23 protein-coding genes, 1 pseudogene and 1 riboswitch are annotated in these 25,026 nt (G+C 64.3%); of the genes and pseudogenes, 15 read left to right on the forward strand and 9 right to left on the reverse strand.

Features of this window, described 5'->3' with window-relative positions:
- Positions 1-162: 162 nt before the first annotated feature.
- Together glpK and P3T23_RS25280 are read left to right on the forward strand one after the other, a co-directional pair.
- Entirely contained in the window at positions 163-1,671 is a 1,509-nt protein-coding gene (glpK, locus tag P3T23_RS25275) for a glycerol kinase GlpK (RefSeq protein ID WP_429319008.1), read from the forward strand.
- Positions 1,672-1,813: 142 nt separating this feature from the next.
- Positions 1,814-2,500 (forward strand): HAD family hydrolase, encoded by a 687-nt coding sequence (locus P3T23_RS25280; protein ID WP_429318849.1) that lies wholly within the window; start codon positions 1,814-1,816, stop codon positions 2,498-2,500.
- A 120-nt stretch (positions 2,501-2,620) separates the two neighbouring features.
- On the opposite strand, the gene ribB is transcribed toward P3T23_RS25280, so the two are convergent.
- From ribB to P3T23_RS25300, 4 genes are all read right to left on the reverse strand, one after another.
- A complete protein-coding gene (gene ribB, locus P3T23_RS25285; protein WP_429318850.1) occupies positions 2,621-3,340 on the reverse strand; it encodes a 3,4-dihydroxy-2-butanone-4-phosphate synthase in 720 nt (239 codons plus the stop codon).
- Positions 3,341-3,510: 170 nt separating this feature from the next.
- A riboswitch (FMN riboswitch) is annotated at positions 3,511-3,671 on the reverse strand.
- Between the two features lie 102 nt (positions 3,672-3,773).
- A complete protein-coding gene (locus tag P3T23_RS25290; protein WP_429318851.1) occupies positions 3,774-4,469 on the reverse strand; it encodes a helix-turn-helix domain-containing protein in 696 nt (231 codons plus the stop codon).
- A gap of 145 nt (positions 4,470-4,614) precedes the next feature.
- Positions 4,615-5,778: an MFS transporter gene (locus P3T23_RS25295; RefSeq protein WP_429318852.1), complete on the reverse strand. Its 1,164-nt coding sequence runs from the start codon at positions 5,776-5,778 to the stop codon at positions 4,615-4,617.
- Positions 5,779-5,792: 14 nt separating this feature from the next.
- On the reverse strand, positions 5,793-6,179 hold the full coding sequence (locus P3T23_RS25300) for a VOC family protein (protein WP_429318853.1): 387 nt from the start codon (positions 6,177-6,179) through the stop codon (positions 5,793-5,795).
- A gap of 138 nt (positions 6,180-6,317) precedes the next feature.
- Here P3T23_RS25300 and P3T23_RS25305 point away from each other — a divergent pair.
- The 7 genes and pseudogenes from P3T23_RS25305 to lnt form a co-directional block, all read left to right on the forward strand.
- Positions 6,318-6,446 (forward strand): annotated as a pseudogene (locus P3T23_RS25305) (LysR family transcriptional regulator); the annotation flags it as partial.
- Between the two features lie 122 nt (positions 6,447-6,568).
- Entirely contained in the window at positions 6,569-7,942 is a 1,374-nt protein-coding gene (gene miaB, locus P3T23_RS25310) for a tRNA (N6-isopentenyl adenosine(37)-C2)-methylthiotransferase MiaB (RefSeq protein ID WP_429318854.1), read from the forward strand.
- 34 nt (positions 7,943-7,976) lie between these two features.
- Positions 7,977-9,038 (forward strand): PhoH family protein, encoded by a 1,062-nt coding sequence (locus P3T23_RS25315; RefSeq protein ID WP_429318855.1) that lies wholly within the window; start codon positions 7,977-7,979, stop codon positions 9,036-9,038.
- A 22-nt stretch (positions 9,039-9,060) separates the two neighbouring features.
- Entirely contained in the window at positions 9,061-9,519 is a 459-nt protein-coding gene (gene ybeY, locus P3T23_RS25320; protein WP_429318856.1) for an rRNA maturation RNase YbeY, read from the forward strand.
- A 28-nt stretch (positions 9,520-9,547) separates the two neighbouring features.
- Positions 9,548-10,213: a gamma-glutamylcyclotransferase gene (locus P3T23_RS25325; protein WP_429318857.1), complete on the forward strand. Its 666-nt coding sequence runs from the start codon at positions 9,548-9,550 to the stop codon at positions 10,211-10,213.
- Positions 10,214-10,497: 284 nt separating this feature from the next.
- A complete protein-coding gene (locus P3T23_RS25330) occupies positions 10,498-11,391 on the forward strand; it encodes an HlyC/CorC family transporter (protein WP_429318858.1) in 894 nt (297 codons plus the stop codon).
- Positions 11,392-11,423: 32 nt separating this feature from the next.
- Positions 11,424-13,109 carry an apolipoprotein N-acyltransferase gene (gene lnt, locus P3T23_RS25335; RefSeq protein WP_429318859.1) on the forward strand — a complete coding sequence of 562 codons (1,686 nt, stop codon included), beginning with the start codon at positions 11,424-11,426 and terminating at the stop codon, positions 13,107-13,109.
- 90 nt (positions 13,110-13,199) lie between these two features.
- Here the strand turns inward: lnt and P3T23_RS25340 are convergent, their stop codons facing one another.
- On the reverse strand, positions 13,200-14,168 hold the full coding sequence (locus P3T23_RS25340) for a CPBP family intramembrane glutamic endopeptidase (protein WP_429318860.1): 969 nt from the start codon (positions 14,166-14,168) through the stop codon (positions 13,200-13,202).
- A gap of 265 nt (positions 14,169-14,433) precedes the next feature.
- Here P3T23_RS25340 and glyQ point away from each other — a divergent pair, with 265 nt between their 5' ends.
- The 5 genes from glyQ to P3T23_RS25365 are packed head-to-tail and all read left to right on the forward strand — an operon-like array spanning position 14,434 to position 19,862.
- Positions 14,434-15,441: a glycine--tRNA ligase subunit alpha gene (glyQ, locus tag P3T23_RS25345; protein WP_133661809.1), complete on the forward strand. Its 1,008-nt coding sequence runs from the start codon at positions 14,434-14,436 to the stop codon at positions 15,439-15,441.
- Positions 15,442-15,456: 15 nt separating this feature from the next.
- Entirely contained in the window at positions 15,457-17,553 is a 2,097-nt protein-coding gene (gene glyS, locus P3T23_RS25350; protein WP_429318861.1) for a glycine--tRNA ligase subunit beta, read from the forward strand.
- A gap of 10 nt (positions 17,554-17,563) precedes the next feature.
- A complete protein-coding gene (gene gmhB, locus P3T23_RS25355) occupies positions 17,564-18,124 on the forward strand; it encodes a D-glycero-beta-D-manno-heptose 1,7-bisphosphate 7-phosphatase (RefSeq protein WP_429318862.1) in 561 nt (186 codons plus the stop codon).
- 38 nt (positions 18,125-18,162) lie between these two features.
- Positions 18,163-18,921 carry a lysophospholipid acyltransferase family protein gene (locus P3T23_RS25360; protein WP_429318863.1) on the forward strand — a complete coding sequence of 253 codons (759 nt, stop codon included), beginning with the start codon at positions 18,163-18,165 and terminating at the stop codon, positions 18,919-18,921.
- Positions 18,922-18,962: 41 nt separating this feature from the next.
- Positions 18,963-19,862 carry a M48 family metallopeptidase gene (locus P3T23_RS25365; RefSeq protein ID WP_429318864.1) on the forward strand — a complete coding sequence of 300 codons (900 nt, stop codon included), beginning with the start codon at positions 18,963-18,965 and terminating at the stop codon, positions 19,860-19,862.
- A gap of 77 nt (positions 19,863-19,939) precedes the next feature.
- Here the strand turns inward: P3T23_RS25365 and gloA are convergent, their stop codons facing one another.
- Positions 19,940-20,326 carry a lactoylglutathione lyase gene (gene gloA, locus P3T23_RS25370; protein ID WP_429319009.1) on the reverse strand — a complete coding sequence of 129 codons (387 nt, stop codon included), beginning with the start codon at positions 20,324-20,326 and terminating at the stop codon, positions 19,940-19,942.
- 374 nt (positions 20,327-20,700) lie between these two features.
- On the opposite strand from gloA, the gene P3T23_RS25375 reads away from it, so the two are divergent.
- Positions 20,701-21,645, forward strand: coding sequence for a DMT family transporter (locus tag P3T23_RS25375; protein WP_429318865.1), 945 nt, complete (start codon positions 20,701-20,703; stop codon positions 21,643-21,645).
- An 84-nt stretch (positions 21,646-21,729) separates the two neighbouring features.
- On the opposite strand, the gene rsmA is transcribed toward P3T23_RS25375, so the two are convergent.
- Genes rsmA through P3T23_RS25390 form a run of 3 tightly spaced genes read right to left on the reverse strand, consistent with a single transcriptional unit; the run spans position 21,730 to position 24,986 of the window.
- Positions 21,730-22,590 (reverse strand): 16S rRNA (adenine(1518)-N(6)/adenine(1519)-N(6))-dimethyltransferase RsmA, encoded by an 861-nt coding sequence (gene rsmA / locus P3T23_RS25380; protein WP_429318866.1) that lies wholly within the window; start codon positions 22,588-22,590, stop codon positions 21,730-21,732.
- A 20-nt stretch (positions 22,591-22,610) separates the two neighbouring features.
- On the reverse strand, positions 22,611-23,615 hold the full coding sequence (gene pdxA / locus P3T23_RS25385) for a 4-hydroxythreonine-4-phosphate dehydrogenase PdxA (protein WP_429318867.1): 1,005 nt from the start codon (positions 23,613-23,615) through the stop codon (positions 22,611-22,613).
- A 6-nt stretch (positions 23,616-23,621) separates the two neighbouring features.
- Positions 23,622-24,986: a peptidylprolyl isomerase gene (locus tag P3T23_RS25390; protein ID WP_429318868.1), complete on the reverse strand. Its 1,365-nt coding sequence runs from the start codon at positions 24,984-24,986 to the stop codon at positions 23,622-23,624.
- Positions 24,987-25,026 lie beyond the last annotated feature (40 nt).

Below are 25,026 nucleotides of genomic sequence, written 5' to 3' on the forward strand. Positions count from 1 at the left end.
TGGCGACAGGCGGCGCCTCGCATGCCTGACCGAACGTCGCACCGTTACGGGACGATGGCCGGATCGCGATCGTTGCGGCATGCTGGAGGCGACGCCCATTCACTCGCCTGTCCCTGAACCAGCGGCCCCGGCGAGTCACGAACGAACATGGAGAAGAGACACATGCAGGACCAGTACATCCTCGCGCTCGATCAAGGGACAACGAGTTCCCGCGCGATGCTGTTCGACCGTCACGGCAGTGTAGTGTCGATGGCGCAGAAGGAGTTCGAGCAGATTTATCCGCGGCCGGGCTGGGTCGAACACGATCCGCAGGAGATCTGGTCGACCCAGGCCGGCGTCGCCGCCGAAGCGGTCACGCGGGCCGGCTTGAACGGCTCGTCCATCGCGGCAATCGGCATCACGAACCAGCGCGAAACCACCGTCGTCTGGGATCGCGAAACCGGGCACCCGATCTACAACGCAATCGTCTGGCAGGACCGCCGCACCGCGGACTTCTGCGACCAGCTGAAAGCACAGGGCCTTGAAGCGAAAGTGCGCGCGAAAACCGGTCTGCCGATCGACTCTTATTTCTCCGCCACGAAGATCCGCTGGATCCTCGATAACGTTGAAGGCGCCCGCGAAAAGGCGCGCCAGGGCAAGCTCGCATTCGGCACGGTCGACAGCTGGCTCGTGTGGAATTTCACGCGGCACGGCCTGCATGTCACCGACGTCACGAACGCATCGCGCACGATGCTCTTCAACATCCATACGCTGCAATGGGATGACGAACTGCTCGATGCGCTCGATATCCCGCGCAGCATGCTGCCGGAAGTGCGCCCTTCGTCGGAAGTGTACGGGCCCACCAAAACCACGGTATTCGCCTCGACCATTCCGCTCGCGGGCATCGCGGGCGACCAGCACGCGGCGCTCTTCGGCCAGATGTGCACGCAGTCGGGCATGGTGAAGAACACCTATGGCACGGGCTGCTTCCTCGTGATGAACACCGGCGACAAACCGATCGAGTCGAAGAACAACCTGATCACGACCATCGCGTGGCAGATCGGCGACCAGATCAACTACGCGCTCGAAGGCAGCATCTTCATCGCTGGGGCAGTCGTGCAATGGCTGCGCGACGGGCTCGGCATCATCCACAGTGCAGCGGAAATCGAATCGCTTGCGCGCGGCGTGCCGCATTGCGATGGCGTCTATCTCGTGCCTGCGTTTGCCGGGCTCGGCGCGCCGCACTGGAATGCGCGCGCACGCGGCACGCTGTTCGGCGTCACGCGCGGAACCACGTCCGCGCATATTGCACGCGCGGCGCTCGATTCGATCGCGTACCAGTCGGTCGACGTGCTGCGGGCGATGGAAGCGGACTCAGGCATACGGGTCGGCGAACTGCGCGTCGACGGCGGCGCCTGCGCAAACAACCTGCTCATGCAGTTCCAGGCCGATATTCTCGGCGTCGACGCAGTGCGTCCGAAGGTCAGCGAAACGACGGCGCTCGGCGCGGCCTATCTGGCCGGTCTTGCGGTCGGCTACTGGAAGGATGTCGACGAACTCAGGAGTCAGTGGAAACTCGATCGCCGCTTCTCGCCGGCGATGGAAGCGAACGAGGTAACGGGATGCCTTGACGGATGGCATCGCGCGGTGCGCGCCGCCAAGGCCTGGGCCGATGATGCGCCGGGGCATTGAACGAGAGCGCGGTGAACGTATGAAGTAAAGCCGCAGCCCATTGCCGGGTGCGGCTCGCAAAAGCACGTATCATGGCGCAATCTAAACCTCGTCTGCCGCGGGTGCCGGCGAGGTTCACCCCCCCTGCATTCCTGTTTTCCGCATGCTCGACCATCTTATCTGTGACTGCGACGGTGTCCTCGTCGACAGTGAAGTCATCGCCGACCACGTCCTGCTCGATACGCTTTCGACCACTTTCCCTGGCATCGATTTCCAGCCCTTCGTGAAGACGGCGTTCGGCCAGCAGACCTCGCGCTTTCTCGAGGGCGTCCAATCCCGTTTCAACGTGACGCTGCCGGCGGATTTTCTCGAGACCGTCGAGCACAACGTCGAGCTTGCGCTCGCCTCGTCGCTCAGCGCGATTCATGGCGTGCGCGAGGCGCTACTACGCGTCGCGCTGCCGGCGGCGGTCGTGTCGAACAGCCGGATGACGCGTGTCACGGCATCGGTGCGGCGCGCCGGTCTGATGGAGATTTTTGCTGGACGCATCTTCAGCGCCGAGCAGGTCGCGCGGCCGAAGCCTTATCCCGATGTGTATCTGCTGGCTGCCCAGCAGCTTGGCGTCGAGCCGACGCGTTGCCTCGTCGTCGAGGACAGCGTCGCGGGGCTGAATGCCGCGCGTGCGGCAGGCATGAAGACGATCGCGTTCGTCGGCGCAAGCCATATCCCCGATGGTTACGCGGACGTGCTGCGCAACATGGGCATCTCGCGGATCATGGAACACATGGACGAACTGCCCGCGCTCGTCGAGGCGGGACTGCGTGGAGAATTCGGCGACGTGCAGTCGTAGCGCCTGCATGGGCGCTGTCGCCGCCATCAACTCACGCGATGGCGACGGGCGCGCCGCCCTTCCCCAAACATCAGTGACACGGACCCGCGCGCATCGCCATGCGCGCGAGCCCGTGCCGATTCACGCCGCGTCTGCGCAGCACTCACGCGCCGCCGCGAGCGCTTCACGAAACTCAACCAGTTCCGCGATCGTCAGCATCGGCAGCTTGTGCTGCGCGGCAAAGCGCTCCACATCCGCGCCGCGCGTCATCGTGCCGTCCGGATTCATCAGCTCGCACAGCACGCCAGCCGGCTTCAGACCTGCCAGAATCGCCAGATCGACGGTGCCTTCCGTATGACCGCGGCGCGCAAGCACGCCACCCGGCATCGCACGTAACGGGAACACGTGGCCCGGACGCACGATGTCGGCCGGCTTCGCGTTGTCGGCGATCGCAGCGCGGATCGTGGTCACGCGGTCGGCAGCCGATACGCCTGTCGATACGCCCTCGCGCGCCTCGATCGACACCGTGAACGCCGTGCCATGACGGCTTTCGTTATTGACCGCCATCGGCGGCAGTTCGAGCGCGCGGATCTTCTCGTCGGGCAGGCACAGGCATACGATCCCGCTGCATTCGCGGATCAGGAGCGCCATGGTCTCGTTGGTGAGACGCTCGGCGGAGACAATCAGATCGGCTTCGTTTTCGCGGTCGTGATCGTCCTGCAGAACGACAGCGCGGCCGTCGCGCATCGCCTGCAGCGCAGCGGCGATACGGGGCGGGACAGCTTCGGTGGCAAGCAGCGGGAGATCGGCGAACGCACTTTCAACGAACGTGGCCGGTGCGGGAAAAGTTGTAAAGGACATGTGAAACGCTCATCGCAAAAGTTGGGCGAAAAACGTTTCAGGGCATTGCAAACAGACAGAACCACGCGCCTCGCTCGCCAACACCCGCCAACAGCAGGCGAGGCAGGAAGACACGTCCACACGCCGCCTCGAACCGCGGGCAGCACGCACGGGATGGACCATGACTATCTGCACATCTTCTTCCATCCGGACTATGACCGTCGGCTCTGGCATCGCACCAGATCTGCTGACCCCGCTACCACGTACTGCGCGGGCGCTCGCGGGCTCGCTGGCCAGACTGCATGGCCTGCATACCGCCGGTGGGGAATTGCACCCCGCCCTGAAGACGCACTGATTGCCGGATCGAACCGGCGGGCAAAGCATACAACAGCCGCACCAATCATGCAGCGCAGCGACTTCGATCAGACCGCCGCCTCGTGTAGCGACGTGGCACTCAGGACACCGTGTGGCGCGCACTCTCGTGCGGCGGCACATCCCAGCGCGGCGGCGCTTCCGCGTTCAGCGTCACGCGGAACGCGCGGGCCTCGGTATCGCCGGGATTGCGCAGACTATGCGGCTGGTCGGCATCGAAGACGATCGCGTCGCCCGTCGCAAGCAGTTGCCGCCGATCGTGCACGCTGACTTCGAGCGTCCCTTCGCTGACGACGAGATTCACCGTTGTTCCAGGCGCGCGACGCGTTCCCACTTCGGTATGCAGCGGCGCAATGCGCAACTCGTGAAACTCGGCCGCCACCCGCTCCGCGTCCGGATACAGCGAGCGTGCCGTATACCGCCCGTTCGAACTGACGAGACGCGTCGCCCGATCGGCGGGCAAATGCTCGAAACCGTTGACCGCGTGGCGTCGCAGAAACGCCGCCACCGAGACCTTCAGCGCCGCTGCGACCTTGCAGAGCACCTTGATCGACGGCACGCTGCGCGCCGACTCGATCTGCGCGAGCATCGCCCGCGACACGCCGGAGGCCCGCGCCAGCGCGTCGAGCGATAGCTGGCGCTCCGCGCGCAGCCGGGCGAGATTCACACCGACGAGATGTTCCACCGCGTCCAGCGCTTCAGTGGAAGAATCTGCGGCACCCGGCCCGTCGGGCGAATCAGTCGCGGGATCACGAACCAGCGCAAGCGGGGAATGCATGGTTGCCTCCAGGAGCGCCGCCGCAAGGCGGGCGAGCATTAGTGGAGGCAAGACTAGCATTCGCTTTCGCCACGCCCAACGAAGTTATCTTCACACTGTTATCACCATCGTGGAGGGCGCTTCGTGGATTGCTTGTGCGCTTTTGTCATATCCGCTGCGGCACGATCGACGGCGCGTCGAGGCGCGCTGCAAACCACGTCAGCAACAGCGCGACGACCGCGACGGCGGCTGCCACCCACGGCAGCATGTCGAGCGCGTAGCCGTGGCCGATGACGAGGCCGCCGAGCCAGGCGCCCCCCGCATTGCCGACGTTGAATGCGCCGATGTTGAGCGTCGATGCGAGGTTCGGCGCCGCCGTCGCCTTCTCGACGACCCGCATCTGCAGCGGCGGCACCGTCGCGAACGCCGCGATGCCCCAGACGAATACCGTCACCGCCGCGGCGATCTGCGAATGGCTGGTCTTCGCGAAGATCGCCATCACGACGGCCAGCGCGACCAGAATGCCCATCAGCGAGGGCATCAGCGCGCGGTCCGCGAGCTTGCCGCCGATCGTGTTGCCGACCGTCAGGCCCACACCGAAGATCACGAGGATCAGCGTCACGCCGCGCGGCGTGAAGCCGCTCACCTGTTCGAGGATCGGCGCGATGTAGGTGAACACGACGAACACGCCGCCGAAACCGAGCACCGTCATCGCGAGCGCAAGCCACACCTGTGGCTCTTTGAGCACGCGCACTTCGTGGCCCAAGCCCGTCGGCCCGGAATCGTGCCGGTTCGGGACCAGTGCCGCCACGCCGCCAAGCGACAGCACACCGAGGCCGGCGACGATCCAGAACGCCATCCGCCAGCCGAATTCCTGACCGATGAACGTGCCGAACGGCACGCCGAGCACATTTGCGAGTGTCAGCCCGGTGAACATCAGCGCGATCGCACTGGCGCGCTTTTCCTGCGGCACGAGCGAGGCCGCGACCACCGCACCGATGCCGAAGAACGAGCCGTGCGCAAACGACGTCACGACGCGCGCGATCATCAGCAGCGTGTAGTTCCCCGCCACCGCACAGAGCACATTGCCGACGATGAACACGACCATCAACAGTTGCAGCGCGACCTTGCGGGGCATCTTGCTGGTCACCACGGCGAGGAGGGGCGCACCGACCGCCACGCCGAGCGCATAACCGCTGACCAGCAAACCTGCGGACGGCAACGACACAGCCAGATCCTGCGCGACCTGGGGCAGCAACCCCATGATCACAAACTCGGTGGTGCCGATGGCGAACGCGCTGATCGCCAGCGCCAGTAACGGAATGGGCATAGGAAGCTCCAGAGTCAGGTTTGCGCGGCGCGCGAGGCCGTCACGAATTCGATGACAACGCCCGCGCCGGGCGCGACGAAGAGTTGCGTTTCGCCCGACAACGGCACGTCGGCGAGCTGATACGGCACATCGGCGGCCCGCAGCCGTTCCCTCAGCGCCAGCCATTCGGCGAGGGTCTCGATCCGGAACGCGATGTGATCGATGCGCGGCACGGCACGGCCCGCGTGGCCCGCCAGGGTCGAGTCGATCAGATGGATCACCGGTCGACCGTTGCTGCACAGCCAGTAGCCGGCGACCCCGAACGGCGGCCGCCAGCCCTCCGTCAGGCCGACGACGTCGACGAAAAACCGTCGTGCGCCTTCCAGATCGGGAGTAACGATCGTCGCGTGATCGAGGTTCATGGAACAACGGCCTCCGGCCATAAAACGCTTTCAGAGGAGCGCATTGTCCCGGCCACGCGTCAATTTGAGAATTGGCGTAGCATTTGAATCATTATCAAATTATTTTGAAAGATCGACGGATAATCTTGGGGATATCCACCGCGTGTGAGGGCGCTGCTCGACTTCCTGAGCGCGCGTTTCGCGCAGGTTTCGGACCAACTGGAAGCATTGCTCGGCCTGCCGCCAGCAGGCCCGGCGGGCAAAACCATACACCGCCAGGGGCTATAATAATGGGCTACCGTATGTGAGTCGCCCGCGCTGTGAAAAGCGGCCCGGCCTCCCACATGATTTTCATGTATCCCCCTTTTTACTGCGCCCCCAGGTTAACCACTGCGAACGGCGAACCCTCGATGACCAAGAAAGTTTATGTAAAGACCTTTGGCTGCCAGATGAACGAGTACGACTCCGACAAGATGGTCGACGTGCTCGGTGCGGCTGAAGGCCTCGTGAAGACCGACTCCCCGGAAGACGCGGACGTCATTCTCTTCAACACCTGCTCCGTGCGCGAAAAGGCGCAGGAAAAAGTCTTCTCCGACCTCGGCCGCGTGCGCGAGCTGAAGGAAGCGAAACCGGATCTGATCATCGGCGTCGGCGGCTGCGTGGCGAGCCAGGAAGGCGCATCGATCGTGGCGCGTGCGCCGTATGTCGATCTCGTGTTCGGCCCGCAGACCCTGCACCGGTTGCCGCAGATGATCGACCAGCGCCGCGCCAGCGGCCGCGCGCAGGTCGACATTTCGTTTCCCGAAATCGAGAAGTTCGATCACCTGCCGCCGGCGCGCGTCGAAGGCCCGAGCGCGTTCGTGTCGATCATGGAAGGCTGCAGCAAGTATTGCAGCTACTGCGTCGTGCCCTACACGCGCGGCGAAGAAGTGTCGCGCCCGCTCGACGACGTGCTGACCGAAATCGCCGGTCTCGCCGACCAGGGCGTGCGCGAAGTGACGCTGCTCGGCCAGAACGTGAACGCGTATCGCGGCGCGCTCACCATCGGCTCCTCAGAGATCGCCGACTTCGCGACGCTGATCGAATACGTCGCCGATATTCCGGGCATCGAACGGATCCGCTACACGACGTCCCATCCGAAAGAATTCACGCAGCGCCTGATCGACACGTATGCGAAGGTGCCGAAGCTCGTGAGCCACCTGCATCTGCCGGTGCAGCACGGCTCCGATCGCATCCTGATGGCGATGAAGCGCGGCTATACGGTGCTCGAGTACAAGTCGGTGATCCGCCGGCTGCGTGCGATCCGCCCGGACCTGTCGCTGTCGACGGACATGATCGTCGGCTTCCCCGGCGAGACCGAAGAAGACTTCGACAGGATGATGGCGCTGATTCACGAGATGAGCTACGACACGAGCTTCTCGTTCATCTACAGCCCGCGCCCCGGCACGCCGGCCGCGAACCTGCACGACGACACGCCGCGCGAAGTGAAGCTGAAACGTCTGCAGCACCTGCAGGCGACGATTGAGGAAAACGTCGCGCGGATCAGCCAGTCGATGGTCGGCAAGGTCGAGCGCATTCTGGTCGAAGGGCTGTCGCGCAAGGACCCGTCCGAACTCGCCGGCCGTACCGAGAACAACCGCGTGGTGAATTTCCCGGCGCCGCTCGCGTCGCACGCGCGGCTGATCGGCCAGATGATCGACGTGAAGATCAATCACGCCTATCCGCATTCGCTGCGCGGTGAACTCGTGCTGATGCACGACAGCGCACCGGCAATCACTCATTAAGCGCTCCGCCTACCGACAGGATCGACCCCCCGCCTTGAAGACCACTCAGCAGCATCTGGAATTCACCGCGCCGCGCGACGACAATGCGCGGCTTGCCAACCTCTGCGGCCCGCTCGACGAAAACCTGCGGCAGATCGAGCAGGCGCTCGACGTCACGCTGCAACGCCGCGGCGATCGCATCAGCATTCGCGGACGTGGCGCGAAGGTCGCGCTCACGGCACTCGAAAACTTCTACAACAGCGCGCGCGAGCCGCTGTCCGTCGACGATATCCAGCTTGCGCTCGTCGAAGCGCGTCATCCGGTGCGGGTTCGTGGGAATGGCGCAAACGACGCCGATATGCGCTTTCGTCACGACCCGGATCACCCGTTCGACGAACCGGCGGACACCGACGACGAAGATCTCGAAGAACTCGGTCCCAAGCTGTACACGCGCCGCGCCGATCTGCGCGGCCGCACGCCCGCCCAACGCGAGTACCTGAAGCAGATCGTGTCGCACGACGTGACGTTCGGCGTCGGACCGGCGGGCACGGGCAAGACATATCTGGCGGTCGCCTGCGCGGTCGATGCACTGGAGCGCGACCAGGTGAAGCGCATCGTGCTGACGCGCCCCGCCGTCGAAGCGGGTGAGCGGCTGGGCTTTCTGCCGGGCGATCTCGCGCAGAAGGTCGATCCGTATCTGCGCCCGCTCTATGACGCCCTGTACGACCTGCTCGGCTTCGACAAGACCGCGAAGATGTTCGAGCGCCAGATGATCGAAATCGCGCCGCTCGCGTACATGCGCGGCCGCACGCTGAATCACGCGTTCATCATTCTCGACGAGGCGCAGAACACCACGCCCGAGCAGATGAAGATGTTCCTCACGCGGATCGGCTTCGGCTCGAAGGCCGTGGTGACCGGCGACACGACCCAGGTCGACCTGCCGCGCGGCCACAAGAGCGGGCTGATCGAGGCGCAGCAGGTGCTGTCGAACGTGCGCGGCATTGCGCTCACGCGCTTTACGAGCGTGGACGTCGTGCGGCATCCGCTCGTTGCGCGGATCGTCGAGGCGTACGATGCACACTCGAAGAAGGACGAAGCCCCGTCCGACGCCCGCTAGTTCCAACGACCCACGCATTCGCATGAGCCGCGCCCCCAAACTGACGCTGAACCTGCAATTTCCGGCTTCGAAAGCCTGGCCCGGGCACAAGGCGATCCTGCCGCGGGCGACTGTCGCCGGCTGGATCAAGGCCGCGCTCTTCGCGGATGCCGAATTGACGGTACGCTTCGTCGATGCCGAAGAAGGCCGCACGCTGAACCGCACATATCGCGGCAAGGATTACGCGACCAACGTGCTGACGTTCGCCTACGCCGAATCCGAGGACGATCCGGTAACCGGCGATCTGATCCTGTGCTGTCCGGTGGTCGAGAAAGAAGCCGCCGAACAGGGCAAGCCGCTTGAAGCCCACTACGCGCATCTTCTCGTTCACGGCACCCTGCACGCGCAGGGTTACGATCACGAGGTCGAGGAAGAAGCGCAGGAAATGGAAGGCATCGAAACCGAAATCCTGACCGCGCTAGGCTTCCCGGACCCTTACTGACCAGCTTCAATACGTCCAGAACCCGACCGTGAACGCCCCCTGTTCCGACCCCGCCGACCGCCGCGACGCCCCGTGCCCCGACTATCCCCCGTCGCTCGGCGAATCGCGGCTCCTGACGGACGAGGAACTGAACGCGTCGCTGGAATGCGCGTTGCGCTCGTGGGACCGGACCACCGACCTGTGGCTCTTCGGTTACGGGTCGCTCATCTGGAATCCCGGCCTGCCGACGCTGGAAGCGATGCGCTCGAAGGTGCACGGCTATCATCGCGGACTTTATCTGTGGTCGCGTGTGAATCGCGGCACGCCTGAACAACCCGGTCTCGTGCTTGCACTCGACCGCGGCGGTTCGTGCACCGGCATCGCGTTCCGGCTCGCCGCCGATGGCGCGATGCTGCATCTGCAGGCGCTGTGGCGCCGCGAGATGGCGATGGGCTCGTACCGTCCTGCGTGGTTGCCGTGCGTGCTCACCGACGGCCGCCGCGTCGATGCGCTCGCGTTCGTGATGAGGCGCGACGTGGCGAGCTACACCGGCAAGCTGCGCGACGAGGTCGTGAAAACCGTGTTCGGCTGCGCGAGCGGCCGCTACGGTACGACGCTCGACTACGTGAGCCGCACGGTCGCCGCACTGCGTGAAAGCGGCATGCCGGACCGCGCGCTGGAAGCGCTGCTCGAGCGCTGCCGACGGGGCGTCTGAGGCCGTCGGCGGCCCGGACCGCGCTCACAGTCACCGTCACTCGCACGCGCTGTCCGGTGGCGCACCTGCGAACGCGCCCATTTTTGGCCGGAAACCCCTCGCCATCCGTTCTGCGATAGGATGGTAGCTAGCCTCGCACATGGGCCCGCTTCCAGCGGTGCCGTCCGGACCTCCGGAACCACGCCACCTGACCGGCCAGGTGCGGCCGGACACGGAGCCGCCATGTGCGTGGTGTATCCTTAACGCTCTGCCACAGCGCGCCCAGTCTTGCCGGGCGCACCACCATGAACGACACGTATCCCAGTCGACGCCAAACCGACAAACCCACTGAAAAGCGCTCGCTCCTCGAGCGACTGACCGACTTCATTTCGCCCGAGCCCGACTCCCGCGGCGAACTCCTCGAAATCCTGCAGGACGCGCACGAACGCAACCTGATCGACGCGGACTCGCTGTCGATGATCGAAGGCGTGTTCCAGGTTTCTGAGCTTTGCGCACGCGACATCATGGTCCCGCGCGCCCAGATGGACGCGATCAACATCGCGGAAACCCCTGCCGAATTCATTCCCTACGTGCTGGACAAGGCGCACTCGCGCTATCCCGTATACGAAGGCAATCGCGACAACATCATCGGCGTGCTGCTCGCGAAAGATCTGTTGCGCTACTACGCCGAAGAAGAATTCGACGTGCGCGGCATGCTTCGCCCCGCCGTGTTCATCCCGGAATCGAAGCGCCTGAATGTGCTGCTGCACGACTTCCGCGTGAACCGCAATCACATCGCGATCGTCGTCGACGAATACGGCGGCGTCGCGGGCCTCATCACGATTGAAGATGTGCTGGAACAGATCGTCGGCGACATCGAAGACGAATACGATTTCGACGAGGAAAGCGGCAACATCATCGCGTCGCCGGACGGGCGCTACCGCGTGCGCGCGCTGACCGAGATCGAGCAGTTCAACGAAGCGTTCGGCACGCACTACTCAGACGATGAAGTCGACACGATCGGCGGCCTCGTCACCCATCACTTCGGACGGGTGCCGCATCGCGGCGAAAAGGTTCGCATCGACGACCTCATTTTCGAGATCCTGCGCGGCGACGCCCGGCAGATCCATATGCTGCTCGTGCGCCGCGATCCGATGGCGGGCCAGCGCGAGCGCGACGCCCAGCACGTCCAGACCTGATTTCCTTTCACTTTTCCGCCGACCGCGTACCGATGGCCGACCCGATCTCCTCCCGTCTGCGCCGTGGCGTGACGTCCGCACCCGCAGAAGCGGGCGGACGCACGTTGCCGCGCTGGCACTACCTCGTTGCACTGGTTGCCGGCGCGGCGAACACGCTTTCCTTTGCACCGACACCGCACGGCGGCTGGCTTCAGCTTGCGATCTTCGTGTTCCTGTTTGCGTGGCTCACGCGCACGACCGGCTGGAAGAGCGCGGCGCTGACAGGCGGCGCGTTCGGCTTCGGCAATTTCGTCACCGGCGTGTGGTGGCTGTACGTCAGCATGCATTTCTACGGCGGGATGGCGGCGCCGCTCGCCGGCGCCGCGCTCGTGCTGTTCTCGCTGTACCTCGCGCTCTATCCGGCGCTGGCGGCTGGCGTGTGGTCGTTTTGCGCCGGCCACGCAAGCAACGGCAAACTCAGCGACCAGCCTTTTTCGCCGACATGGCACGGCGCGTTCGCGTTTGCGAGCGCCTGGGCGATCGGCGAATGGCTGCGCGGCACCGTGTTCACGGGCTTTCCGTGGCTTGCGACCGGTTACGCCCAGGTCGATGGCCCGCTCTCCGGCTTTGCGCCCGTGGCGGGCGTCTACGGCGTCGGCTGGATGGTCGCGCTGGTCGCTGCGCTGATCGTTCAGGCGCTCACGCAGGCGCGCGAGCCCGTCGCATCCGAAGGCAAGAGAAACAGCGGACGCGTTCTGCGCGCCGGCACCCCTGCCGCAGTCGCGGGGACCCTGCTCGTGTCCGGCATGCTGCTGTCGCTCGTCCAGTGGACGGTGCCGTCCAACGCGCCGCTCACGGTGCGTCTGCTGCAGGGCAACGTCAAACAGGACATGAAGTTCGAAGAAGCAGGCGTCATGGCGGCGATCAACGAGTTTCAGCAGATGATCACCGCCAGGCCCGCCGACCTGATCATCACGCCGGAAACCGCGATTCCCGTGCTTGCGCAGCAAATCCCGCAATCGTTCGCCGTGGCCATTCGTGAGTTCGCCGATTCCACCGGGTCGTCGATCCTGTTCGGCGCCGTCGGCGGGACGATCACGCCGGAAGGCCACGTCGTCGACTATACGAACAGCCTGTTCGGCGTCACACCGGGTTCGCACGACGTATACCGCTACGACAAGCATCATCTGGTGCCGTTCGGCGAGTTCGTGCCCTGGGGATTCCGCTGGTTCGTCAACCTGATGAATATTCCGCTCGGCGACTTCGCACGGGGCGGGCCGGTGCAAAAGACGTTCCTCGTGCATAACCAGCCGATTGCAGTCGATATCTGCTACGAAGACATCTTCGGCGAAGAGATCGCCCGCACCATACGCGAGAGCGACACGCCGGCCGGCGTGCTCGTCAACACGACGAATCTGGCCTGGTTCGGCGACACGATTGCGCTCGATCAGCACCTGCAGATCGCACGCATGCGTTCGCTCGAAACCGGACGTCCGATGCTGCGCGCGACGAACACCGGCACGACCGCCGCCATCGACGCGCAAGGCAACGTGATCGGGCGTCTGCCGCCCTTCACGACCGGCTCGCTCGACGTCACGGTGCAGGGTACGTCGGGCAATACGCCGTATCTGGTCAGCGGCAACAATACGGTGCTCGCGGTTTCGCTGCTGCTGCTTGCGTTTGGTTTCGCGTTTTCGCCAGCGCGCACTGAAGCGCGACGCAGGAACGGCGGTCAGTAACCTCACGCCCGGGCGGGTGCAAGGCTCGCCTTGTAAGGGCGTTCCCGGCGCGCCGGTGGCAAACGCAGCGTACGATGCACGCGCTGATCCTCACCGACGACGCGCGCGGTCGATCCGTGCGGCAAGTCGCGCAATGTCGTGACCGGAGAACGCGCGTTGCCATGCAAACCAGTTCGTCCCGCGCAGCAGCGCAAGAATCAGCAGATAGCGCACGATGTTGGGAACGACCGCCAGCCAGTTCGCGTGTGTAATCAGGTTGGGGACGCCAGCGCCAGATGGATGACCACTGAAGAGCAGCACCATGGTTGCGGCCCACAGGTTGTTCATGATGTGCGCGCCCATCGCGAGTTCGAGCCGTTGATCGGAAAGGCTCACCGCCGTCGCGCCAAGCGAAAGCACGACGTAGTACCAGAAATTCGGCCATCCGCGCGCGCCGTGCGCCGCGGCGAACACCAGCGCCACGATGACGGCCAGCACCCACCGGGACCTGATGAACTGGCCCAGATTCTGGGTAAGTCCGCCTCGAAAGACCAGTTCTTCCACCGCCGCCTGAAACGGGAAAATCGCCACAAACAGGATCAGCGCAACCATTTCCGTGCTGCCCGAAGGCCAGCTGAAAGTGACACCCAGGCCATCCCGCGAACCCGGTTGCAGCACCCTGTTGATGAACTCCGCCAGCGTCACCGCGGGCACGCTCGCGACAAGCCATAACACGGCCCCGAGTACGACACGTCCCGGCCGGAATGTCATATCGGTCGAGACGAGCGAGACGAGCGGCCGCCTGAGCACCCGTTTCGCGGTCATCCGCAGGGCGAAAAACAGCGCCAGCGCGCCAAGGGCGATCGTAATGAGTTGCGTGAACTGGACAGCCGGAGCCGCATGGTGGCGAAGCGCCTTGTAGACGCCGAGATAAAAGCCCCATGCCCCGCCTAACGCGAAGCTCATCGCCACGAGCCCCGACAGACAGACGAGCACCGCCAGCGCGAACGTGCTCACGCCTGTCTGGCCAAGCTTCGCCATGTCGATGAACGCGTACCTGCTGTCCCGGAAGCTATCCATACTGGTTATCCCCGTTGTTGTGGAGGACGCTCTGTGGCTCGACCAGCATGTTCACAGACGGTCGACCCGTCAAAGGCGCTGGCACACACAGGACGCTGCGGTACGACCGCGCACCCTTCCGCCGCCCGGCCGCCGTCGATGTCTGCCCCCAAAAAGGACGCACTCCGCGCCCTTTCCGTTAAAATCTAACGTTTAGCACTTTGCTCCACGGTTGCCCCGCGCGTCCCGGCGCCTGCGGCGCGGCCTCCTGCCTGAAAGGCACTTCATGCTCACGTTTCAGCAAATCATCCTGACGCTGCAATCCTATTGGGACAAGCAGGGTTGCGCGCTGCTCCAGCCGATCGACATGGAAGTCGGCGCGGGCACGTCCCACGTTCATACGTTCCTGCGCGCCATCGGTCCCGAGCCGTGGCGCGCCGCCTACGTGCAGCCGTCGCGGCGCCCGAAGGACGGCCGCTATGGCGAGAACCCGAACCGCCTGCAGCACTACTACCAGTATCAGGTCGTACTGAAGCCCGCGCCGGAAAACATCCTCGACCTGTACCTCGGCTCGCTCGAAGCGCTCGGCTTCGACCTGAAGCAGAACGACGTGCGCTTCGTCGAAGACGACTGGGAAAATCCGACGCTCGGCGCGTGGGGGCTTGGCTGGGAAGTGTGGCTGAACGGTATGGAAGTCACGCAGTTCACGTATTTCCAGCAGGTCGGCGGCCTCGACTGCAAGCCGGTGCTCGGCGAAATCACCTACGGGCTCGAGCGTCTCGCGATGTATCTGCAAAAGGTCGAGAACGTCTACGACCTCATCTGGACCGAGTGGGAAGAGCAAGGGCCGAACGGTCCGGAACTGCGTCGCCTGACCTACGGCGACGTGTACCACCAGAACGAAGTCGAACAGTCGACGTACAACTTCGAACAGGCGAACGTCGATCTGCTGTTCACGTTCTTCAACAGCTACGAAGCGGAAGCGAAGCGCATGATCGAAGCACAGATCGCGCTGCCCGCCTATGAACTGGTGCTGAAGGCCGGTCACACGTTCAACCTGCTCGATGCGCGCGGCGCGATCTCCGTGACCGAACGCGCCGCCTATATCGGCCGCATCCGCGCGCTGTCGCGCCTGGTCGCGCAGGCTTACTACGATTCGCGCGAAAAGCTCGGCTTCCCGATGCTCGGCAATCCGGTGCATGGCGTGCCCGGCCTCACGACCGATGCACAGGACGCCGCGATGCCCGCCTGGGCACCGCCGCTCAAAGTCGAACGCAAGATCGACCAGGACTGACGAGACCACGAACACATGACTCATCCCCAACACACCCTGCTCGTCGAACTGCTGACCGAAGAACTGCCGCCGAAAGCGCTCGCGCGCTTAGGCGATGCGTTCGCCGAGGGCATCGCCCAGCGCCTCGCGGCGCGCGACCTGATCGATGGCGAGCCGTCGTTTGAGCGTTACGCGACGCCGCGCCGGCTCGCGATCGTGATCAAGAACGTACGCGCCGTTGCGCCCGAAAAGCATGTGCGCGAAAAAGTGCTGCCGGTGTCGGTGGCACTCGATGCGAACGGCCAGCCCACCGCACCGCTCGCCAAGAAGCTCGCGGCGCTCGGCTTCCCCGATTTCTCGGTGAGCGACCTCGAACGTGCCTCCGACGGCAAGGCCGATGCGTTCTTCCTGCGCTACGCGGCGCCGGGCGCGACGCTGACCGAAGGACTGCAGGCAGCGCTCGACGAGACGCTCACGAAACTGCCGATCCCGACGCCCATGACGTATCAGCGCCCCGACGGCACCAGTGTCCAGTTCGTGCGTCCGGTGCACCGTCTGACCGCGCTGCATGGCGAGCAGGTCGTGCCCGTCACGGCGCTCGGCATCGACGCCGACGATACGACGCTCGGCCATCGCTTCCTGTCGGAAGGCCTCGTGAATATCCAGCACGCCGACACGTACGCCGAGACGCTGATGCACAGGGGTCACGTGATCGCGAATTTCGCCGACCGCAAGGAAACGATCCGTACGCACCTGCTCGCGCAGGCCAATGGCGACAAGGTCGTCATGCCCGAGGCGCTGCTGGACGAAGTGACCTCGCTGGTCGAATGGCCGGTCGTCTACTCGTGCCGCTTCGAAGACGAGTTCCTGCAGGTGCCGCAGGAGTGTCTGATCCTCACGATGCAGACCAACCAGAAATACTTCGCGCTCACCGACGAAGCCGGCAAGCTGCACTCGCGCTTTCTGATCGTGTCGAACATCGAGACGAAGACGCCTCGCGACATCATCGAAGGCAATGAGCGCGTCGTGCGACCACGTCTCGCCGATGCGAAGTTCTTCTTCGAGCATGACAAGAAGAAGCCGCTCGCCGAGCGCGTGCCGCTGCTCGCAAACGTCGTGTATCACAACAAGCTGGGCTCGGCCCTGCAACGCACCGAACGCGTCGAAGCGCTAGCCGGTGCGATCGCCGCGATGATGGGCGCCAACGTTGCGCTGGCCCAGCGTGCCGCGCGCCTGGCGAAGGCGGATCTGATTACCGACATGGTCGGCGAATTCCCCGAACTGCAAGGCACGATGGGCACGTATTACGCCCGCCACGACGGCGAGCCGGAAGAAGTGGCGCTGGCCTGCTCGGAGCATTATCAGCCGCGCTTCTCCGGCGACGCGCTGCCGGCCACGGCCACCGGCACGGCCGTCGCGCTGGCCGACAAGCTCGAGACGCTTGTCGGCATCTGGGGCATCGGCCTGCAACCGACCGGCGAAAAAGATCCGTTCGCACTGCGTCGCCATGCATTGGGCGTACTGCGTATCCTCGTCGAGAAGCAGTTGCCGGTTGACCTCGTCGAGCTGCTGAAAGTGACGTATGCAACGTTCGCCTCGGTGCCGAATGTCGCGGATTCGACGGCTGCAATCTACGAATTCTGTATGGACCGTCTGCGTGGCCTGCTGCGCGAACGCGGCTATGCCGTGGGTGAAATCGACGCCGTGCTGGCGCTGAACCCGACGCGCCTCGACGACATCGTCGCGCGTCTGGACGCCGTGCGTGAATTTGCAGCGCTCACCGAAGCGGCATCGCTCGCGGCGGCAAACAAGCGGATCTCGAACATCCTGAAGAAGTCGGACGGTGCGACGGTGAGCAACATAGAGGTTGCGCTATTCGTCGAGCCGGCGGAGAAGGCACTCTATGCGCAACTGGAACAGGTCGCGCCGAGCGTGCAATCGCAACTCACGGAACGCAACTACACGGGCGCGCTCACCGCGCTCGCGGCGCTGCGCGAACCGGTCGATGCGTTCTTCAATGACGTGATGGTCAACGCGGAAGATCCCGCGTTGCGTGCGAACCGTCTGGCCCTGCTCGGCGCACTGCATCTGCAGATGAACTGCGTCGCCGACATTTCCAGGCTTGCTGCCTGAGCGCCGCGCCATGCCGACCAGCCATAAGAAAATCGTGGTCCTTGATCGCGACGGCGTGATCAACGTCGATTCGGATGCGTACATCAAATCGCCAGAAGAATGGGTCCCCCTGCCCGGAGCGCTCGAAGCGATCGCGCGCCTGAACCAGGCGGGCTATCGCGTGGCGGTCGCCACGAACCAGTCGGGCATCGGTCGTGGTCTTTTCGACCTGGCCGCATTGAACGCGATGCATCTGAAGATGCACAAGATGGCGGCGCATGTCGGCGCACGAATCGATGCCGTGTTCTTCTGCCCGCACACGTCGGAAGATCAATGCGAATGTCGCAAGCCGAGGCCCGGCATGCTGAAGATGATCGCTGAGCGGTTCGAGATCGATCCGGCGGAAACGCCGGTCGTCGGCGATTCGCTGCGCGATCTGCAGGCAGGCGCTGTGCTTGGCTTTATCCCGCACCTCGTCTTGACCGGCAAAGGCCAGAAGACGCTCGCCGCAGGCGGCCTGCCCGAAGGCACGCAGGTGCATGCGGACCTGCGCGCCTTCGCGCTGGATTTCCTTTCCGAAGAACACGAGTGATGCGGCCAGCGCATTCCTTTTTTTGAACGACCGCCCCGATGCGCTTCCTTCGATCGCTGTTGCTGCTGATCTACTTCGTCGTCTTCACGGTGCCGTACGCTATCGCGTGCTTCATCGCGTTCCCGTTCATGAAAGCCGATAGCCGGTACTGGATGGCGGCCGGCTGGTGCCGCGCGACGCTCACGGTCGTGCGCTGGCTGAACGGCATCCGCTACCGGGTCGAAGGCCGGGAGAATCTGCCCGAGGGACCCGCGGTGCTGCTGTCGAAGCATCAGTCGGCGTGGGAGACGCTCGCGTTTCCGGCGCTGATGCCGCGCCCTCTTTGCTATGTGTTCAAGCGCGAGCTGCTCTACGTGCCCTTCTTCGGCTGGGCGCTCGGCATGCTGAAGATGGTTCACATCGACCGCAAGGAAGGCAAGTACGCGTTCGATTCCGTGACCAGGCAGGGCAAGGCGCGCATGGAAGAAGGTGCATGGGTCATCATGTTCCCGGAGGGCACGCGCACACCGACCGGCAAGAAAGGCAAGTACAAGACCGGCGGCGCGCGCTTCGCCATCGCAACCGGCGCGCCGGTCGTACCGATCGCGCACAACGCAGGGCGCGTGTGGCCGCGCAACTCGTTCATCAAATATCCGGGTATAGTCACAGTTTCGATTGGCAAGCCGATCGAAACGAAGGGGCTCACGCCCGATGAAGTGAACAAGCGCGTCGAAACGTGGATCGAAGCAGAAATGCGCCGCATCGACCCTGCCGCGTACCGTGCGGCGGAAAGCACACCTGCCGCTGCCCGAATCTGACGCGCACGCCGCACGCGGCGTATTGCGCGAAGCCGAATCCGATGCAGAAGTCTCCCACGCCGCAGCCCGCTGCGGCGCTCGATAGCCGGCAACTCGATCTGCCGCTCTTCGCCGAGCCGGCTGTCTCTACGCCGCCCTCGTCATCCCCCGTATCGCCCTCTTCAACACCTTCAACGCCTTCGCCACCGAAGCCGGACGCGCTTCGCGCGCCGGACGGCACGAAGCTGCGCAGCCTCACACTCGGTTCGCAGACGCTGCACTATGTTTTGAAACGCTCAGCACGTCGTTCAATCGGTTTTGCCATCGACAGCACAGGCCTCACGATTACCGCTCCGCGCTGGGTCACGCTTGCGGACATCGAAACCGCGATCACGGAAAAGCAGCGCTGGATTTTCACGAAGCTCAACGAATGGCAGAACCGCGTCGAGCAGCGCGCGTTGCCGCGCATCGACTGGAAAGACGGCGCGCAGGTGCCGTATCTTGGCCGTCCTGTCAGCGTGATGCTGGCCGCATCGCACCGCGCGCTGACGTTCGATGCAGAGCGCGCGGCGCTCGCATTGCCCCTGCCGCCGCACGCCGATCCCCAGCAGATCAAGGATCGCGTGCAGGGCTGGTTACAGGGCGAAGCGACGCGCATTTTCGGCGAGCGGCTCGCGATCTATGCTGAGAAGCTGGGGGTCAGTTATCGCGCGTATGCGCTGTCGTCGGCGGCGACGCGTTGGGGCAGCTGTTCAAGCGACGGCAAGATCCGTCTCAACTGGCGGCTGATTCATTTTCCGCTGTCTATCATCGACTACGTGGTCGCTCACGAACTCGCACATCTGCGCGAAATGAACCACAGTCCGCGTTTCTGGGAGACGGTCGAATCGATCTTTCCGGAATTCCGCGAGGCGCGGCAGACGCTCAAGCATCATCCGCCGGAATTGCTGCCGACGCTTTGATGCCAGCGTGCGCGGCGACGAAGACATCGTCCGCCGCGCGCTGAACGAAGACCACTGGCGAGGCCTTCAGACAGGCCTTATTTCTTCTTCTGGATGAATTCGATCTTGTAGCCATCCGGGTCGGTGACAAACGCAATCACCGTCGTGCCGTGTTTCATCGGACCGGCTTCACGAACCACGTTGCCGCCTTGCGCCTTGATTTTTTCGCAGGCCGCGTAGGCGTCATCGACTTCGATCGCCAGATGGCCGAAGCCCGTGCCGAGATCGTACGATTCCGTGTCCCAGTTGTGCGTGAGTTCGATCACGGTGCCGTCGCGCTCGTCGGTGTAGCCGACGAATGCCAGCGTGAACTTGCCATCCGGAAAGTCGTCGCGGCGCAGCACTTTCATGCCAAGCAGTTCCGTGTAGAAGGCGATCGAACGGTCCAGGTTGCCAACCCGGAGCATGGTGTGTAGCAGACGCATGGTGTACTCCCTGTTGCTTGAAGTCGAGAACGTAAATGTACCCGGAATCCCATGCCTGTGCAGGAAGCGGGGCCATTTGCGGGCGGCGGTCGCGTCGTCTTGAAACTGATGCCGCAGCCCGGCCATCACGCCAGGTTGCGTGCTTTTCTGCGCGAGCCCGATGCTGTTGACGCCCGGCAACTGCGCGCCGATCAGGTCGCCGTCGTACTTCGACCAGCGGTCTAACCGACCCTCATCGATGGGCGGCAGGCATCCGTCGGTGGCGGAGTCATCGCCACGGCTGCGTCGTTTTGATATGGTATGGGCCTCACTCACAACAGTTCCTGTCGGACCGTTCCAGTGCGCCCATCGTTCTGTTCCGTCGCGGTAACGCCATGAGTACCGCCACCCTGTCCGCACGTCGTGTGCCCGATACCTTTGCTATCGTCCTGATGGTCGTGCTGTGCGCGATCTGGGGCCTGCAGCAGGTCGCCATCAAAAGCACCAATGCCGCTCTTGCACCGGTCTTTCAGGCAGGGCTACGCTCCGCGATCGCCGCGCTGCTCGTGTACGGCTGGGCACGCCTGCGTGGCACGCCACTGTTTCGCAACGACGGCACGCTCGGCGCGGGCCTGCTGGCCGGCGTCCTGTTTGCCGGCGAGTTTGTTTGCATCTTTCTCGGCCTGACGCTCACCAGCGCATCGCGCATGGCCGTATTCCTGTACACCGCGCCGTGCTTCACCGCACTCGGGCTGCACTGGTTCGTCGAAGGCGAGCACATACGGCGCACACAATGGATCGGCGTGTTCGTCGCGTTCACCGGCATGGCGCTCGCGTTCGCGGACGGCTTTACGCGCGCCAGTGCAGCGGGTCACGAGTCGATGCTGACAGGTATCGCGGGCGACGCGCTCGGCGTGCTGGGGGGGATCGCGTGGGCCGCCACGACCGTCGTCGTGCGTTCGACGCGCCTTGCACAATCGAGCGCGAGCAAGACGCTGTTCTATCAGCTGGTGGTATCTGCGGTAGTGTTGCTGGCGCTAGCGGCGCTGCTCGGGCAGGTGCGAGTCGAGGTGGTCACGCCGCTCGCCGTCGTGAGTCTCGCGTATCAGGCGGTGGTGGTCGCGTTTATCAGCTATCTGATCTGGTTCTGGCTGTTGACGCGTTACATGGCATCGAGACTGTCGGTCTTCTCGTTCCTGACGCCGCTCTTCGGGGTGACGTTTGGTGTACTGCTGCTTGGCGAGTCGTTCAGCCTGCGGTTTCTGATGGCGGCCGGGCTCGTGCTGGCCGGCATCGCGCTCGTCAATGCGCCCGCCCGACGAAGCGAAGTCCGAGCCTGACAACGCATGCTGCGAACGCCTGGCCCGACGCCAGCGACACCTGGCGCGGCATCGCGGCCCCTGGTCGCAGGCTAGCCTCGCCGGCTAACTTGCCGCGTCGGCGCCGGAGCCGGCGGATGAAGACGCAGCCACCACGGCCTGCGCAACCCGCACGTACTCGTCGACCGGCACGTCTTCCGCGCGGCGCTGCAGATCGAATCCGAGCGCCTCGAAGTCGACCGTATCGCGATATGCGGACAGCGTGTTGCGCAACATCTTGCGGCGCTGCGAAAACGCGGCGGTCACGACCTCACCGAGCACACGCACATCGACATCGGCAAGCTCATGCGGCGCGTAGGGAATCATGCGCACGATCGCCGAATTCACCTTCGGCGGCGGCTGGAAGGATTCGGGCGGCACGTCAAGCAGCTTGTCGATCACGTAGCGGTACTGCAGCATCACAGAGAGCCGGCCGAATGCCTTGCTGCCAGGCTCGGCCACCATCCGCTCGACCACTTCATCCTGAAGCATGAAATGCTGGTCGATCACGACAGGGGCGAACGTCGTGAGGTGAAACAGCAGCGGACTCGAAATGTTGTACGGCAGATTGCCGACGATTCGCAGCGACGGCTTGTCGCCCGGCGCGGCGAGCGAGCCGAAGTCGAAGGCGAGCGCGTCGCCCGCGTGCAGTTCGAGCAGTTCACCGAACTGCTTCGTGAGACGCCCGATCAGGTCGCGATCGAGTTCGACTGCGTGCAGCGGCGCGTCGGGCGTCGCGAGACGCTCGACCAGCGGCCCTGTGAGCGCGCCGAGGCCCGGCCCGATCTCGACCATGCGTTCGCCGCGCTGCGGACGGATCACATCGACGATCGAATCGATCACACCCATGTCGACCAGAAAATTCTGTCCGAACCGCTTGCGCGCGAAATGGCCCTGGTGCTGCCGGCTGCTGGAGCTGTTAGACATCGAAAGACAATAAAAAAGATTCAGGTCGCGCGACGATGGCGCGCCATCGAAACGGCGGTGTCGATAGCGGCGATCAGGCTGCCCGAGTCGGCGCGGCCAGTGCCCGCCAGATCAAGCGCGGTGCCGTGGTCGACCGAAGTACGGATGATCGGCAGTCCGAGCGTAATGTTGATGCCTTCGCCGAAGGTTGCATATTTCAGGACTGGCAGGCCCTGGTCGTGGAACATCGCGAGCACGCAGTCGGCGTCTTTCAGATAACGCGGCTGGAACAGCGTATCGGCCGGATACGGGCCGCGCGCATCGATACCCTGCCCGTTCGCCTCTTTGAGCGCAGGCGTAATGACGTCGATTTCCTCACGACCCAGATAGCCGTTTTCACCGGCATGCGGATTGAGGCCGGTGACAAGAATACGCGGCGCCGGCAGGCCGAAGTGGTGACGCAGATCGTGATCGATGATGCGCAGCGTTTCGACAAGGCCGTCGATCGTCAGCGCCGCCGAAACGTCCTTCAGCGGCAGATGGGTCGTGGCAAGCGCCACACGCAGCGGGCGCGGGCCGCTGCCGGCCAGCATCATCACGACGCGCGGCGAATGCGTACGCTGCGCCAGATATTCGGTGTGACCGGTGAACGGAACACCCGCGTCGTTGATCGTGCTTTTTTGCAGGGGCGCAGTAACGATGGCGTCGAACGTACCTGATACTGCGCCGTCGATCGCCTCGTCGAGCAGCGTCAGCACGTAGCGGCCATTCGCTGCGTCGAGCCGCCCCGCCTGCGAAGGCACACCAAGCGGCACGTGCTGCATGCGCACGCGGTCTTTGGGAAGGAGCGCCCAGTCGACGCTCACGGCCCTCGCCCGCCCGGCGAGCAGATCCGCATCGCCCAGCACCGTGAACTGCGCGTCGGGCCAATGCGCCGCCGCGCCCGCCAGCGCCTGTGCCGTCAGTTCCGGTCCGACCCCAGCGGGTTCGCCGGTCGTGATGGCAATCTGCAGCGGTACGCCTTGCGGGCGGGCGGTAGGATTCATGATCGGTTATTGCACGACAGGCGTGTCGAGCTTGTAATTGATGTAGGCCGTGTCGCGCAACTGACGCAGCCAGTCGGCGTAGGCCTGTTCAGCCTTGCGCTGACCGATCGCCTGACGCGCGAGATCCATCTGCTGTGAAATCGAACCTTCCGCGTCGCGGCGGCCCAGCACCTGGATCAGGTGGTAGCCGTACTCGCTGCGCACCGGGTCGCTGATCTGGTTGTCCTGCAGCGCGTTCATGGCGCGCTCGAATTCAGGCACGGTCTCACCCGGGCTGATCCAGCCGAGATCGCCGCCCTGCGACGACGAACCGTCCTGCGAGTAGGTGCGGGCAAACTTGCTGAAGTCGCCGCCGGCCAGCACGTCGCGCTTGATTTCGAGCAGCTTCTCGCGCGCAGCCGGTTCCGACATGCCGTCGCCGACGCGCAGCAGGATGTGGCGCACGTGCGTCTGCACGAGCTTCGGCGCATCAGCCGAGGTTGCGCTCTGGCCACTGCGGCGCTCGACGAGACGGACGATCTCGAAACCGTCATTCGTGCGGATCACCGACGGATTCACCTGGCCCGGACGCAGCGTGGCCGCCGCCGTCACGAACTCGGGCGGCAACTTCGATTGCGCCTGGAAGCCCATGTCGCCGCCTTTGGATGCATCGGCTGCCTGCGAATTCGCCTTCGCGAGCTTTTCGAAATTCGCCCCGCCCGTCGCTTCCTTCAGCAGGGAGTCGGCTTTTTGCTGGGCGGCCTCGATGTCCGCCTGCGCAGCGTTGAGCGGCGCCTTCAGCAGGATGTGTTCGAAGTGCAGGTCGCTCGCGAGCCCGGCGTTCGGTCCGCGCTGGCTCGCGATGTAGTTCGCGACTTCGGCGTCGGTCACCGTCACCTTGCTGTCCACTTCCTTTTCGCGCAGACGCGACAAGGTCAACTCGGTGCGCGCATCGTTCGTGAATACGGACCAGGGCACGCCCTGAGCCTCGATCCGCGAACGGTAGACGTCGAGCGTCATGTTGTTCGACTGGGCGAGGCGTTCCAGCGTCCTTTGCACGGTGGCGTCGTCGATGGTGATGCCATCTTCTTTCGCCTTTTGCAGCTGGATGCGTTCCAGCACCATCTGGTTCAGCACCTGCTGGCGAAGCTGGTCCACCGGCGGAACAGGTGCGTTTTGTTGGGTCAGGCGATGCGCGATCATCCCGACGCGCTGATCGAGTTCGCGTTGCGTGATGACCCCGTTGTTCACCACGGCTGCAATGGTATCGACAGTCTGGCTGCTGCCGCCGCCCAGGGCCTGTGCCTGAGCGGGCGCAACCTGCAGAAAGGACGCGGCGGCAGCAAGACCTGCCACGAGCGTTGCCAAGCGAAGCTTTTTCATGATTGCCACAGATACTCCATTGAGGTCGGGCGCGCCTGGCCCGTCTTTT

The organism is Paraburkholderia sp. GAS448 (genome assembly GCF_050435685.1).
GTDB lineage: Bacteria > Pseudomonadota > Gammaproteobacteria > Burkholderiales > Burkholderiaceae > Paraburkholderia.